Genomic DNA, 12,399 nt, shown 5'->3' on the forward strand with positions numbered 1-12,399 from the left:
GCGGCCGGCGTGGCGCGCGCACAAACCCCCGCTTTGATGGGGGCGCCGATGACATTGCTTTGTTCCTTTGCCGGCAGGCGGCTTCTGCCCGCGGTGCTTGGCGCCGCTGCGCTCTTCGTTGCAGCGCCGGCCGTGGCGCAAGGTGATCCGCCGGCGTGGACGCGGCCGATTGCGCCGTTCAACGTGCTGGGGCCGATCGATTATGTGGGCACGGAGGGGCTGGCCGCCTATCTGATCCGCACCCCGGCCGGCGCGATCCTGATCGACGCGCCGATGGAGCAGAATGCGGCCGCGATCGAACGGTCGATCGCAGCGCGCGGGGTGAAGCTTGCCGACGTGAAGCTGATCCTGCTGAGCCATGCGCATTTCGATCATGCCGGCGGGCTGGCCGCATTGAAGAAGGCGACGGGCGCGAAGCTGGTGGTCGGCGCCGGGGACGCCGCCGCGGTGAACACCGGGACGCCGCCGGGCGAGACGAGCTACGGCGTCATCCGTTTCCCGGCTGCCAAGGTGGACCGGGCGATCCGTGACGGGCAGCAGGTGACGCTGGGTGGTGTGACGCTGACGGCGGTGGCGACGCCGGGGCACACGCCGGGCTGCACCAGCTGGTCGATGAAGCTGCCGCATCAGGGCCGAACGCTCGACGTGCTGTTCGCGTGCAGCGTGACGGTGGCGGGCAACAAGCTGGTCGGCAACAAGCGCTATCCGGGAATCGAGGCGGATTTCCGCCGCAGCTTCGCGACGCTGGGCGCGATGAAGGCGGACGTGGTGCTGCCGTTCCACCCCGAATCGGTCGACCTGCTCGGGCGGGTGAAGCGTGGGGCGCTGGTCGATCGCGCCGTCCTGCCGAAGATGGTGGCGGACGCGCGCACCGCCTTCGACGCGGATCTCGCCAAGCAGCGCCAATGACCGGGGACGGCATCGCGGAAGCTACCGCCAGTGACGAGGCGGCCGTGATCGCCTTGTGGGAGACGTGCGGGCTGACGCGGCCGTGGAACCCGCCGGCGGCGGATTTTCGCCGCGCGCTGAGCGGCGATGCGTCGGCGGTGCTGGTGCTGCGGCAAAGCGGCGCGATCACCGGAAGCGTGATGGTGGGTGACGATGGCCATCGTGGCTGGGTCTATTATCTTGCCATCGCGCCGGATCGGCGCCGCGGCGGCGCGGGACGGGCGCTGATGGCGGCGGCGGAGACTTGGCTGCGCGTGCGAGGCGCGCCGAAGCTGCAGCTGATGGTGCGCGACAGCAACGATGCGGCGCGCGGGTTCTACGAGGCGCTCGGCTTCGACGTGCAGCCGGTTACGGTGTTCGGGCGCTTCCTGGGTTGAGCGACGGCCCCGGCTGCGGGGGTTCGGGCGCGAGGCAAAATTCGCCCCGACCGGCCATCAACGTCTTCATGCGGGTGTTGAATTCCCTAAAATCGCGCGGGTCCAAGGGGCCGCTTGGCAGTGATCGCGCCAGAGTAATACCGGAATTACAAGTAGGTTAATCCCCAGCTTGATCGGGATCGGCAAAAACTGGACTAGACTGGACAGGTCACGACAAGCAGCGATCCAGCACCAAGTTGGAGGCCGGGCACATGACCGGAAGTCCTACCACGCCGCCATACCGCCCCGCCGCCCATCAGGCGCGCCGTTCGCGCGCGACGCCGACGTTGCGCTGATGCCCGCGGACACCATCAAGCCCCAGTCCGGCTGGCGCGAGCTTTGGACGAAGGAGGATTGGTGGGCGACGTGGATCGGCCTCGCGATCGTCCTCGTCGCTTGCGCCCTGTTCTGGAGTGGGGGCAGCCTGCGCTGGCTTGCGGTCGTGCCGCCGCGGTGGACGGATTTTCGCGAGGTCATCGAGGATCTCGCGGCTAACTGGCTTCGCTATATCGGCCTGTATCTTCTCTGGCTGGCGGCCTTCTCGCTGGGCCTTGCAGTGATGGGGCAGCGGGTGCGCGCCTTCGTGCCCGCCTTCACCCTGTTGTATCTTGCCGCCTATGCGATCTCCGTCATCGGCCAGTGGCAGGAGGCGTCGTCCTATAACCTCGAGCCGCCGCTGCTCGCGCTGCTGATCGGCCTGCTCATCGCCAACACGGTGCGCCTGCCGTCCTGGTTCGAGGCGGGGCTCAAGACGGAATTCTACGTCAAGACGGGCATCGTGCTGCTCGGCGCGACCCTGCCGCTCTCGCTCGTCGTGCAGGCGGGGCCTGTGGCCATGCTGCAGGCGGCGATCGTCTCGATCGTGACCTTCTCGGTCATCTACACGGTGGCGGTGCAGTTCGGTCTCGAACGGCGCTTCGCCGCAACGCTTGGCGTTGGCGGCGCGGCGTGCGGCGTCTCAGCAGCGATCGCGGTCGCCGGGGCGGTCGGCGGGAAGAAGGAAGATACTGCCGTCGTCATCACGATCGTCGTGATCTGGGCGGTGATCATGGTCTTCGCCCTTCCGCTCGTCGCCCGCGCGCTGGGGTTGCCGACGGGGGTGGCGGGGGCGTGGATCGGCACGTCCGAATTCGCCGACGCGGCGGGCTTTGCCGCCGCGCAGACCTATGGCGGCTATGCTGGCAAGGTGCCGGGGATCGCCGGCACCGCCGATCAGGCACTGACCGCCTTCACGCTGATGAAGGTCGTAGGCCGGGACATGTGGATCGGCGTGTGGGCGGTCGGCCTCGCGATCGTCGCGACGACTCGCTGGGAGGCGCACCCCGGCGGCAGCGCGCCCGACGCGGGCGAGATCTGGCGGCGCTTCCCGAAATTCGTGATCGGGCTGTTCATCGCCTCGGCGATCATCACGCTGGCGACCGCGCACTACAGCCTCGAGGAATATAACAGCATCGTCTCGCCGGCACTGACGAACCCGCTCAAGGATCTGCGTACCTGGGCGTTCATCTTCTGCTTCTTCAGCATCGGCCTGACGACGCGCTTCCGTGATCTGGCGTCCGCCGGGCGAACACCGTTCAGCGCGTTCACCACCGGCGTCGTCGTCAACGTGATCCTGGGCTTCATCCTCTCGGTCTATGTGTTCGGCGGCTATTGGGCGGCGCTGGGCCAATGAGGATCGCTACGATCCTGCGCGAGACTCTGAAGGCCGCGGCAAGAGAGCAGCCCTGCCGCCCATGCACCCATTTCTGCGACGATCCCGCGCGCCAGGAACGTGAACTGCCCGGACTGACGGCGCTGTCTTCAACCAGCGCCTCGGTCCGCGACCAGGACGGTTTATGCCTGCGCCATGGATTGATCATCAACGGCCGACGCCGCTGCCCTGCCTTTTCCCCGCCGTGCACCAGCCTTGAGCACAAGCCAGGGTCAGGCTGATTACGGAGACCGGCGCGAAGGGGGACTCTGCGCCGATGCCGTTCGGTCGGTTCGTGCGTTATGGGCGCGCAGGAGACCGTTCATGAACAAGCCGATGGATAGATTATTGCGTGGCCGAACCGGCGGCTGCTCCGCTGGCATCGATGGGCAAGATGAGGCCCCGGGCGGGATCATGGCGCTGCTCTGCCCGGCGGCGGCCATCCGTGGTGGCGAAGCGCTGGATGGGGGCCGCGCCACCGCATACGGCCCGATTGCTGCCAGCCAGCCTAATGGCGGCCATCTCGGCTGACGGTTGGGAGGGGAGAGTGAAGATCAGCCATTTTTGTGGTGTGCGTACGATAATGGCCAAGCATGCGGCGGATGACGTGGGGAATACGATGATATCGCGTGCGAATCTTGGCTGGGGCCTGCTGGGCGGACTGGCTGCCGCCCTGTCCGGCTGCGCCACGCCAACTGCGCCCGTGCAACCGCCGCCAGTTGTCGCGACGGTGACGCCGCCGCCGCCGAAGATGCCGCCGGGTGGGTATATCGGCATGCAAAGCCCGAAGAAGCGGGCGGACGGCAAGTATTTCACGCCCAACCTCGACAACACGGATCAGGCCGCCGTCTGGCATCTGCGCAACGCCTTGAACGTCGCTGCGCTGGGGTGCGACCAGGCAGGTGGCGGTGTGCTCGAGCATTACAATGCGTGGCTCAGGACCCGCGCCGCCGCGATCGATCGCTACTACAAGGCCTATATCCGGGAGTGGCAAGCGCCCGGTTGGTGGGACTGGCAGCGGGTCTATGACGACAATCAGACGCGCATCTACAATTTCTACGCCCAGCCGGCGATCCGGGCGGCCTTCTGCGCAGTGGCGCGAGAGGAGGTCGTGAAAGTCATCCAGGTGGAGGATGACGACCTGCCGGCTTTCGCGCGAGAGTCCCTGCTGCGGCTCGACCGGCCGTTCGTGGAGTTCTTCGCCGCCTATGATGCGTGGCGCGACTATTACCAGCCGGCGCCGCCACCGGTGGTTCCGCCACAGGTGGTAAGGACGATCGAGGCGCCGGTTGTGGTGACCCCGCCGGCCGCGGTGGCGACGCTGGACGGCGGTGATGCGGTAGCGAGCGCACCCGAAGCCTCGCCATCTCCTCCGGCCGGTGATGCCGAGGAGACCCCGCCGGCGAATGTTGCGGAGGCCGCGCCCCCTCCGCCTCAGTGACGGCTCGCCATTCGCGGTGCGTCAAGGGCGGGGGCAAGGCGAGGAACCGTCACCAGTTCCGAACTAGGGCCTGATGGTTTCACCAACCGCTCGACGATCCAGCGATGGTCAACGCCGGCCCGACCAGCCACCATGCGGGATCGGGGCACTGGAGTGAGAAGCCATGGCAGGCGGGCGGGCGTTCAGGCAGGAGCAGCGGGGCGTTGCGGCGGGGATGGCGGCGGCGCTGGCGACGACCGTCATCGTTCTTGGCGCCACGGCACTTGCCTGGCCGGGGGAGGCCTTGCCGTTCCCCGACCGGTTGCAGCTGACGCTTCGTGCGGACCTGATCGTCATTGTGTGGCTGGCCGCGGCGATCGGCAATGTGGCGCGGCTGCGGTTCTTTTCCGAACAGGACATTGGCGGCAGCAGCGCGGAGGACGCGTCCGCGAAGATCCGGGTGGCCGGCGCGATCCTTCAGAACACGTTCGAGCAGGCGGTGCTGGCGATCGTCACCCATCTGATCGTTGCGGCGACGTTCGCGCGCGCCGGAACGGCGATCATAATGCTGGCGTGCCTGTTCGCAGCCGGGCGCCTGCTGTTCTGGATCGGGTACCGGAAGGGCGCGCGGGCGCGGGCGTTCGGGTTTGCGCTTACCTTTTATCCGAGCGTTCTCGCCTTGCTAGCGGCAGCCGTGGCGATGGTGCTGGGTGTGGCGACTTGATCCTGCGGCTCAGTGCTCTGCCCGGCGGGTGCTCTTCATGATCCACCATGTGAGGGCTGAGAGGCCGCTGCCGGCGGCGGCGACGCACCACAGGCTGCCGTTGGGGGACCAGAGGAAGGTGCGGGCGCCCAGGATGCCGCCAGCGACCAGCGCGAGCCAGAGCTGGAGGAAGGGCAGCCACTGCGTATCAGGCTGGCCGCGGATCGCGTCCGCAAGGCGGTGGGCGAACTTCACCAGCGTGCCGGTCATGTAAGTGACGCCGATGCCGACGTCTCCCGCGCGGCGGAAGATCGCGTTGGCGGCGCCCATCGCGAGGCACAGGAAGCCGATCGCGGGCACCTCCTGGCCGAAGCTGTCGAACACCGCGGCGGCGAGCAGCAGGAGCGCGACACTGATCGTGGCGACGACCTTGCGGTGGCCGCTGGGCGCGCCTTCGCTGACGATGACGTTGAGGATCACGCCCGTCACGAACAGTGCGATGAGGCCCGTCGCCGCCGCTGCGAACGCGCCGGCTTGTGCGAAGCCGACGGCAAGGAGGGTGGAATTGCCGCTCATGAACGACACGAACAGGCCGCCCGATTTCAGGAAGCCGATGGCGTCGACCGCGCCGGCGAGCGCGGCGTAGCCGCCGGCAAGGTTCCGCAGGTTTCGACCATATTCCAGCATCGCCGTGCTCCGTTCGGATCAGCCCGTGGCATGATGCCGGCGGCTATCCTGCCCGGAAGAGTAGAATAGCCGGGCAGGCCCGCAATTGCGGATTACCACAGGTCCCGGTCGCAGCAGTCCAGCCGCCGCGCCGGCCGATCCGACCGCTAACTTAACCCATTTTAGTCAAACAACTGAATTCGTTAGGAACGGGCGCCGTGCTGGTGCGCTGGACCCCGCAGTCATCCCTGCGGAGAAGCGATCATGTTCATGCACAACAAGCGACTGCAATATACGGTGCGCGTGTCCGAGCCGAACCCGCGGCTCGCCACGATGATGATGGAGCAGTTCGGCGGCGCGGATGGCGAACTGGCGGCGGCGATGCGCTATTTCACGCAAGGGTTGGGCGAGGATGATCCCGGCCGCAAGGACATGCTGCTCGACATCGCCACCGAGGAATTGAGCCACCTCGAGATCATCGGATCGATCGTCGCCATGCTCACGAAGGGCGTGAAGGCGCAGCTGGCCGAGGGACAGATGAAGGAGGCCGAGCTGTACCAGCTGATCGGATCGACCGGCAGCAGCGCGAAGGAATCGATCCTGTTCGGCGGCGGGCCGGCGCTGTGCGATTCCGCGGGCGTGCCTTGGACCGCGGCCTATGTCGATTCGCGCGGCGAGCCAACCGTCGACCTGCGATCGAACATCGCCGCCGAGGCGCGCGCGAAGATCGTCTACGAGCGGCTGATCAACATCACCGACGATCCCGGCATCAAGGATGCGCTGGGCTTCCTGATGACGCGCGAGGTGGCGCACCAGAAATCGTTCGAGAAGGCGCTGTACGCGATCGAGAACAACTTCCCGTCGGGCAAGCTGCCGGGCGTGGAGAAATACGCCAGCATGTACGTCAACACCTCGCAGGGTGAGGGTGACACGACCGGGCCGTGGAACAGCGGCGAGGAATGGGACCGCGTTGACGACCTGCAGCAGGTGATGCCGGCGGACGGCGGCGACGGGACGGCAAGCGTGAAGCTGCCGGCAAAGGACACGAAGGTCGCGGCGAAGATGGCCGAGCGCACGATGTCCGACCCGGCATCGGACCCCACGACGGGCGCCGATCTTGGCGCCGGGCCGGGTGCAGGGCGGACCAAGAACGGTGACATGGGCGGCGCGCCGGATATCGAATCCGCGCCGGCGATGGCCGAAGCAACGCAGGGAAAATGACGTGGGAGGGCAGCGTCCGGTAACCGGGCGCTGCCTTTTCGATGTTCAGCGGAGCGGCGCCTTCAGTGCGGGCGCGCCGCGTCACCCACCACGTCCTGCTGCGGCATCGGGCTGATCCAGCGGTAGATCATGCCGCCGGCCGCGCCGCCGATCAGCGGCGCGAGCCAGAACAGCCAGAGCTGCGCCAGCGCCCAGCCGCCGACGAACAGTGCGGGCCCGGTGCTGCGCGCGGGGTTCACCGATGTGTTGGTGACCGGGATGCTGATGAGGTGGATGAGCGTCAGCGCCAGGCCGATCGCGATGGGCGCGAACTGGACCGGCGCGCGGCCGTGCGTCGCGCCCATGATGATGAACAGGAACACTGCCGTCAGCACGACCTCGGCGGTGAAGGCGGAGGCGAGCGAATAGCCGCCCGGCGAATGCGCGCCATAGCCATTGGCGGCGAAGCCCGAGGCGGGCGCGTCGAAGCCGGGCGCGCCGCTGGCGATGAGGTACAGGATGAAAGCGCCGAGGATCGCGCCGACCACCTGGGCGACGATGTACGGCACCACGTCCTTGCCCGGGAAGCGGCCGCCGACCGCCAGCCCGACCGTGACTGCGGGATTGAGGTGGCAGCCCGAGATGTGGCCGATCGCATAAGCCATCGTCAGCACGGTAAGGCCGAAGGCGAGCGAGACGCCGGCAAAGCCGATGCCGAGTTCCGGGAAGGCCGCCGCCAGCACGGCCGAGCCGCAGCCGCCGAAGGTGAGCCAGAAGGTGCCGATCAGTTCGGCAGTCAGCTTTCGGGTGTTCTCCACCTTCTCTCTCCGTCCACGGCCTGTCGTGAGACGTTGAGACACCAGATCGGCGGCGGCGGAAATACGGGGTTTGCCGGAGCGCGGAGCCAGACGCCCGGTTCAATAGCGGGGGCGATCGGGGCCGCGCCGTCGCACATGCCTTTTACACGCGCGCAGGCTGTGCTTCGCTGGGCCTGACCGTCGAGGATGATGGCGAGGAGGGCGTATGATCACCGTCTGGGGCGGGCAGGTTTCGCGATCGATCCGCGTGGTGTGGTTGCTGGAGGAGATGGGCCTTCCCTACACTGTGAGGCAGGTGGACATGCTGGCGCCCAATCGCGAGCCCGAGTTCCTGGCGCTCAATCCGGCGGATTACATCCCCGCGATTCAGGATGGCGATGTGACGATGGTCGAATCGATCGCGATCATGGAATATCTTCTCGGCCGCTACGGGCCGACGCCGCTCGCGCCGGCACCGAACGACGCCGCGTTCCCGGCCTATCAGCAGTTCCTGCATCTTGGCGAAGCCGGGCTGGCGACTCTGATGATGCCGGTGATCGTCAGCCGCTTCCTCGCACCCGAGGCCGAGCGCGACAATTGGGGTGCGACATGGTGCCTGCACTCGTTCGGGAAGCGGCTGCGGCTGGTGGCGGACCGGCTCGCCTCATCGCCATATCTGGCCGGCGACGCGTTCACGGCGGCGGACATTTCCGTCACCTACGCGCTCACGCTGGGGCTGCGAACGTGCGGCATCATGCTGGGTGACGCGGAGCATGACTATCTCGCGCGCACCACCGGGCGAGGCGCGTACCAGCGGGCGATGGCGCGATCGCATGAAGGGGTGAAGGCGTAGCTGCTCGCCCTGGGCGAGAGATATCGCGGTCGAGCTTCGATATGGGGCGTGGGTAAACACCAGGCGGCGTCTCCATTGTCCATTCGCGCCCGCCGCGCAGATGCCTGCTCCTTTGCAACTTGCGCGCAGCAGCCAAGGTGCAGCATCGGTGCCGGATGATAACGATCCGGCCATCCCGCACCGATGAGGGCGAGCGCGTTGTTGAGATCTGGCGAGGTGCTGTCGACGCGACGCACGGCTTTCTCACCCCCGCCGATCGTCTTGCGCTCGACGACCTTATCACAGGCTTTCTGCCACAGGCTCCGCTCTGGATCGCCGCAGACGAGAACGACCGGGCGCTGGCCTTCATGCTGGTGGAGGACGGGCACATGGAGGCGCTGTTCGTCGACCCCGCCGTTCGCGGCCGCGGGATCGGTGCCGCCCTCGTTCGGCACGGCTTGAGCCTCCACCCGGCCATGACCACCGACGTTAACGAGCAGAATGGCCAGGCTGTCGGGTTTTACGAGAGAATGGGCTTCAACCAGACCGGCCGCTCGCCGATCGATGGCCAGGGGAGGCCCTATCCCCTCCTGCACCTGGCTTTCCGGCCCTGATCGTTAGCCGTTGCGGATCGCGGGGAGATCGCTCTTGGGTGCGCTCGCGGCGAATATGAGTGGTTAAGGGTTTGTGGAAAGCTGCCGGTCGCTGTGCTTAGGGAAGCGCCCCTATCGTTAGGGCCAGGACCGAAAGGCACAATAGAACCCATGCAGACAATCGAAGTGAAAGATGCCGGACGCGCCACTTCCACAGCATCGCCGCTGATACCAGCGCGATGACCGCGCAAGCGGCCGCGAAATAGCGAAGTTGCATCGTCCCATCAGGATCACGCGGGGACCGCCCAACAAGGGCGAGCATACAAAATAAGACTGCCGTAACGATGAAAGCGCCACCAGTCATCTGCGGATACATGCGCCAAGCGCGACGGACTTCAGAACCTTCAGTGGCTATGGTTTGCTGCTCGGCGTGCAGCCACTCGTAGCGGTTCGGCTTCATAGCGGCATTGTGAACGCGTCAAAGGAACGTCCGCAATTGGGGCGCTTCCTGTCGGGCAGCTTTAGGAAGGCGTTGGCGCGGTTTCGAATGGCGGAGAGTGGGTGGATAGCGGACATACGTGCGCCGTCAGCCCGAATAGCCGAATATGGATGCTAGAAGGTAGATGGCCATCATAATCAAGACAGCCAGTCCTGTGGCATAGACGATCACGCTTACCCAGAAAGCCACGGGCTGGGACGACCGCACGAACGCGCCATAGCGATTTTCCAGCGTTCCCGTGACCAATCCTTTTCTTAAGAACCAGCCGGTCATCGCTGAGACAGCCACGTCTAAAATCAGCAGAAAAATGGCAGCCGCTGCACTCATTCTGCCAGTCTACCGCTCAGGGGCGGATGTCCGCAATTGGGGCGTTTCCTGCCGGACCGCTTTTTGCGCGCCGTCGCGGAGAACTCCTTCGCTGCGGGCGCGCATTTCCGCGAGTCCTAGAAGGCCCAATTCCCTCTCAGGTCGGGCGCGATAGCGATCGTCGCAGCCTTTCCTTTTGTGACGATTGTTGATGATCGGCTCCGTCACTTTGAGGCCATTAGTTAGCGCGGCAATGGCTAGCGTCCAGATGCTGTCGACTTGGGCGATGTCGAGCGCGGCGGCAGCCTTCTGTCGCTGACGCTTTCGTGTGCCGACCGATCAGGATTGTGAGAGGAGCCGCTTCTGCCGTTCCGGCTTGGTGTCGGCGATCAGATAGTTCGGCTCGAAATCGCCCGATTTGGCAAGCGCGTGCCAATCGTGGATGTGCACTCTGCCGCGCGAAAGATCGACGATACCAGTCTCGCGAAGCGCCTTCAGCGATCGGTTGACATGCACGGCGGTCAACGCGGTGGCGTCGGCCAGCTGCTCCTGCGTCACGGGAAAGTCGAACTTTGACAGTACCTCGCGGTCCCGGCCGTAGCGGATCGACATTTCGCAGATGGCGTGGGCGATCCTTGTTCGCGCATCGCGCCGGCCCACGTTGATCACCCACTGCATCAAGATCGCTGAATCCAGCAACGAGTCTCGCCAGAACGCCTCCGCAAGAGCCGGAAACCTTGCCGCGAGGATGCGGATTTCAGCGTGGGGGACACGCAGAATTGTCGTGTCGCAAAGCGCCGTCAAACCGCCCAGCCCGATCGGGCGGACCGCTGCGTGGAGATCGACCATGTCGCCGGGAATATGAAATGCGGTGAACTGCCGTGCACCCGATGCGGTCTGGCCGAAACGTCCCGCAAGACCCGAGGCGATGAAGCTACTGTACGTCACATGTTCGTTGATGTGAACGAAGTCCTGGCGATCCCAAACTTTGACCAAGTGCGTGGGAAGCGACAAGGCGGCCTGCTTTTCCCCTTCGGTGAGGATTGAGCGGCATGTGAGACGATCCACGAACGACTGTAGGCTGTTCTCGGCCGAGAAACCCATGGCCGGTGCTCCGAAACTGCAGGCGGGAGCACGTAACAACTCTCAGGCGTCAACGCTTGCGGGCGACGTGTTGACGATAAGTCCGGCCATAGCGCCAGCGAAGGAGCGCGCTCTGATGTAAATCAGCGTGGAGCACATTTCGTTACGCTTCGATATTGAGCTGCGTTACCAAGGCGGAGGCAGTTTCCGGCGCGGGCACGCGTATTCGCCATTCCGATAAGGGTGAATACCTGCGCGGCTCGTGCAATCCATCAGCCGCCGGGAGCACGATGAGGGCCACAATGACGCTTACCATGTACGGAATTCCCAATTGCGACACCGTGAAGAAGGCTCGGGTGTGGCTAGGCGAGCACGACGTCCCGTACCGCTTTCACGATTACAAGAAGGCGGGCGTTGACGTGGCGGTGCTGACGCAGGCGGTCGATGCGCTCGGCTGGGAGACGGTGCTGAACCGGCAGGGCACGACGTTCCGCAAGCTGCCCGAGGCGGAGCGGGCGGATCTGGATGCGGTGCGTGCGATGGCGATCATGGAAGCGCATCCATCGACGATCAAGCGCCCGCTGCTGGTGGGCGACGGCATCTTGGAGGCCGGGTTCAAGCCGGATCGCTACGCCGCGTTGTTCGACAAGGGCTGACGTTCCAGGGGGAGCAAGGCGCGACTCGGGGCACGGGGCGGCGTGCCTCGGCGAGACGCCGCCTTTGATGCCGACCATTGCGTGATCGCAACGAAAGGCGCAGCATCCTTCCGACAAGGCTGGGGAGGATGAAGATGGCATTGGCTCGTCGTGCACCGCCGTGGTTCTGGATCGTCACGTTGCTGCTGCTGCTCTGGCAGGCGATGGGGCTGCTGTCCTTCTACGAGCATGTGACGAACGGTGCCGAGGCGATGGGCGCGGTGCCGAGCGATTATGACCGGCAACTGATCGCGTCGCTGCCGCGCTGGTATGACTGGGTTTATGCGGTCGCGACGTGGGGCGGGCTGGCGGCGGGGATCGCGCTGGTGCTTCGGCGCGCCATCGCGGTGCCGCTGGCGATCGTCTCGCTCGCCGCGATCGTGGTGATGTTTGGCTGGATGTTCCTGGCGACCGACATCATCGCGATGAAGGGCTGGTGGACGACATATTTCCCCGCGGCGATCTTCGCGATCGGGGCCTTCACCTTGTGGTTCGCGATGACCGCCAAGGCACGCGGCTGGATCGTGTGAAGCGAACCGGCTAAGCGGCCC

15 protein-coding genes are annotated in these 12,399 nt (G+C 65.8%); 11 read left to right on the forward strand and 4 right to left on the reverse strand.

Translation table 11 applies throughout. From position 1 onward, the window contains the following. Positions 1 to 48: 48 nt before the first annotated feature. The 6 genes from bla to ACH0AE_RS10505 all read left to right on the forward strand — a co-directional run bounded on the left by bla (position 49) and on the right by ACH0AE_RS10505 (position 5,198). The gene (gene bla, locus ACH0AE_RS10480; RefSeq protein ID WP_294443924.1) at positions 49 to 909 is read left to right on the forward strand and encodes a subclass B3 metallo-beta-lactamase; all 861 of its coding nucleotides are present in this window, start codon (positions 49 to 51) and stop codon (positions 907 to 909) included. Next, entirely contained in the window at positions 906 to 1,325 is a 420-nt protein-coding gene (locus tag ACH0AE_RS10485) for a GNAT family acetyltransferase (RefSeq protein ID WP_294443925.1), read from the forward strand. The genes bla and ACH0AE_RS10485 overlap by 4 nt, the downstream gene beginning before the upstream one ends. A 334-nt stretch (positions 1,326 to 1,659) precedes the next feature. After that, positions 1,660 to 3,036 (forward strand): YeiH family protein, encoded by a 1,377-nt coding sequence (locus tag ACH0AE_RS10490; protein WP_294443926.1) that lies wholly within the window; start codon positions 1,660 to 1,662, stop codon positions 3,034 to 3,036. Positions 3,037 to 3,378: 342 nt separating this feature from the next. Further along, positions 3,379 to 3,585 carry a hypothetical protein gene (locus ACH0AE_RS10495; RefSeq protein WP_294443927.1) on the forward strand — a complete coding sequence of 69 codons (207 nt, stop codon included), beginning with the start codon at positions 3,379 to 3,381 and terminating at the stop codon, positions 3,583 to 3,585. Between the two features lie 88 nt (positions 3,586 to 3,673). Beyond that, on the forward strand, positions 3,674 to 4,495 hold the full coding sequence (locus tag ACH0AE_RS10500; protein ID WP_294443928.1) for a hypothetical protein: 822 nt from the start codon (positions 3,674 to 3,676) through the stop codon (positions 4,493 to 4,495). Positions 4,496 to 4,658: 163 nt separating this feature from the next. Then, positions 4,659 to 5,198: an MAPEG family protein gene (locus tag ACH0AE_RS10505; RefSeq protein WP_294443929.1), complete on the forward strand. Its 540-nt coding sequence runs from the start codon at positions 4,659 to 4,661 to the stop codon at positions 5,196 to 5,198. A 9-nt stretch (positions 5,199 to 5,207) separates the two neighbouring features. On the opposite strand, the gene ACH0AE_RS10510 is transcribed toward ACH0AE_RS10505, so the two are convergent. Next, positions 5,208 to 5,864 (reverse strand): YoaK family protein, encoded by a 657-nt coding sequence (locus tag ACH0AE_RS10510; RefSeq protein WP_294443931.1) that lies wholly within the window; start codon positions 5,862 to 5,864, stop codon positions 5,208 to 5,210. Positions 5,865 to 6,107: 243 nt separating this feature from the next. On the opposite strand from ACH0AE_RS10510, the gene ACH0AE_RS10515 reads away from it, so the two are divergent. Then, the gene (locus ACH0AE_RS10515) at positions 6,108 to 7,064 is read left to right on the forward strand and encodes a manganese catalase family protein (RefSeq protein ID WP_294443933.1); all 957 of its coding nucleotides are present in this window, start codon (positions 6,108 to 6,110) and stop codon (positions 7,062 to 7,064) included. 62 nt (positions 7,065 to 7,126) lie between these two features. Here the strand turns inward: ACH0AE_RS10515 and aqpZ are convergent, their stop codons facing one another. Continuing rightward, on the reverse strand, positions 7,127 to 7,861 hold the full coding sequence (gene aqpZ / locus ACH0AE_RS10520; protein ID WP_294443934.1) for an aquaporin Z: 735 nt from the start codon (positions 7,859 to 7,861) through the stop codon (positions 7,127 to 7,129). Positions 7,862 to 8,066: 205 nt separating this feature from the next. On the opposite strand from aqpZ, the gene ACH0AE_RS10525 reads away from it, so the two are divergent. Together ACH0AE_RS10525 and ACH0AE_RS10530 are read left to right on the forward strand one after the other, a co-directional pair. After that, the gene (locus ACH0AE_RS10525) at positions 8,067 to 8,693 is read left to right on the forward strand and encodes a glutathione S-transferase family protein (protein ID WP_294443935.1); all 627 of its coding nucleotides are present in this window, start codon (positions 8,067 to 8,069) and stop codon (positions 8,691 to 8,693) included. A 155-nt stretch (positions 8,694 to 8,848) separates the two neighbouring features. Continuing rightward, complete coding sequence (locus ACH0AE_RS10530) at positions 8,849 to 9,286, forward strand: acetyltransferase (RefSeq protein WP_294443936.1); 438 nt, start codon at positions 8,849 to 8,851, stop codon at positions 9,284 to 9,286. Between the two features lie 565 nt (positions 9,287 to 9,851). Here ACH0AE_RS10530 and ACH0AE_RS10535 read toward each other — a convergent pair. Both ACH0AE_RS10535 and ACH0AE_RS10540 read right to left on the reverse strand, forming a co-directional pair. Continuing rightward, a complete protein-coding gene (locus ACH0AE_RS10535) occupies positions 9,852 to 10,091 on the reverse strand; it encodes a hypothetical protein (protein ID WP_406875728.1) in 240 nt (79 codons plus the stop codon). A gap of 318 nt (positions 10,092 to 10,409) precedes the next feature. Beyond that, on the reverse strand, positions 10,410 to 11,174 hold the full coding sequence (locus ACH0AE_RS10540) for a Crp/Fnr family transcriptional regulator (protein ID WP_294444913.1): 765 nt from the start codon (positions 11,172 to 11,174) through the stop codon (positions 10,410 to 10,412). A gap of 281 nt (positions 11,175 to 11,455) precedes the next feature. Between ACH0AE_RS10540 and ACH0AE_RS10545 the strand changes: the two genes are divergently transcribed. Both ACH0AE_RS10545 and ACH0AE_RS10550 read left to right on the forward strand, forming a co-directional pair. After that, positions 11,456 to 11,809: an ArsC family reductase gene (locus ACH0AE_RS10545; RefSeq protein ID WP_294444914.1), complete on the forward strand. Its 354-nt coding sequence runs from the start codon at positions 11,456 to 11,458 to the stop codon at positions 11,807 to 11,809. A gap of 128 nt (positions 11,810 to 11,937) precedes the next feature. Continuing rightward, positions 11,938 to 12,378, forward strand: a complete 441-nt coding sequence (locus ACH0AE_RS10550) for a hypothetical protein (RefSeq protein ID WP_294444915.1) — start codon at positions 11,938 to 11,940, stop codon at positions 12,376 to 12,378. Positions 12,379 to 12,399: the final 21 nt, after the last annotated feature.

This window comes from Sphingomonas sp. 179-A 2A2 NHS (genome assembly GCF_045371305.1).
GTDB lineage: Bacteria > Pseudomonadota > Alphaproteobacteria > Sphingomonadales > Sphingomonadaceae > Sphingomonas.

Excerpts from the sequence above, each read along its gene's own strand:
- ACH0AE_RS10530 (WP_294443936.1), top strand. The coding sequence starts at position 8,849 with ATGATAACGATCCGGCCATCCCGCACCGATGAGGGCGAGCGCGTTGTT.
- ACH0AE_RS10535 (WP_406875728.1), bottom strand. The coding sequence starts at position 10,091 with ATGAGTGCAGCGGCTGCCATTTTTCTGCTGATTTTAGACGTGGCTGTC.
- ACH0AE_RS10505 (WP_294443929.1), top strand. The coding sequence starts at position 4,659 with ATGGCAGGCGGGCGGGCGTTCAGGCAGGAGCAGCGGGGCGTTGCGGCG.
- bla (WP_294443924.1), top strand. The coding sequence starts at position 49 with ATGACATTGCTTTGTTCCTTTGCCGGCAGGCGGCTTCTGCCCGCGGTG.
- ACH0AE_RS10545 (WP_294444914.1), top strand. The coding sequence starts at position 11,456 with ATGACGCTTACCATGTACGGAATTCCCAATTGCGACACCGTGAAGAAG.
- ACH0AE_RS10515 (WP_294443933.1), top strand. The coding sequence starts at position 6,108 with ATGTTCATGCACAACAAGCGACTGCAATATACGGTGCGCGTGTCCGAG.
- ACH0AE_RS10510 (WP_294443931.1), bottom strand. The coding sequence starts at position 5,864 with ATGCTGGAATATGGTCGAAACCTGCGGAACCTTGCCGGCGGCTACGCC.
- ACH0AE_RS10485 (WP_294443925.1), top strand. The coding sequence starts at position 906 with ATGACCGGGGACGGCATCGCGGAAGCTACCGCCAGTGACGAGGCGGCC.
- ACH0AE_RS10495 (WP_294443927.1), top strand. The coding sequence starts at position 3,379 with ATGAACAAGCCGATGGATAGATTATTGCGTGGCCGAACCGGCGGCTGC.
- ACH0AE_RS10500 (WP_294443928.1), top strand. The coding sequence starts at position 3,674 with ATGATATCGCGTGCGAATCTTGGCTGGGGCCTGCTGGGCGGACTGGCT.
- ACH0AE_RS10525 (WP_294443935.1), top strand. The coding sequence starts at position 8,067 with ATGATCACCGTCTGGGGCGGGCAGGTTTCGCGATCGATCCGCGTGGTG.
- ACH0AE_RS10550 (WP_294444915.1), top strand. The coding sequence starts at position 11,938 with ATGAAGATGGCATTGGCTCGTCGTGCACCGCCGTGGTTCTGGATCGTC.
- ACH0AE_RS10490 (WP_294443926.1), top strand. The coding sequence starts at position 1,660 with ATGCCCGCGGACACCATCAAGCCCCAGTCCGGCTGGCGCGAGCTTTGG.
- ACH0AE_RS10540 (WP_294444913.1), bottom strand. The coding sequence starts at position 11,174 with ATGGGTTTCTCGGCCGAGAACAGCCTACAGTCGTTCGTGGATCGTCTC.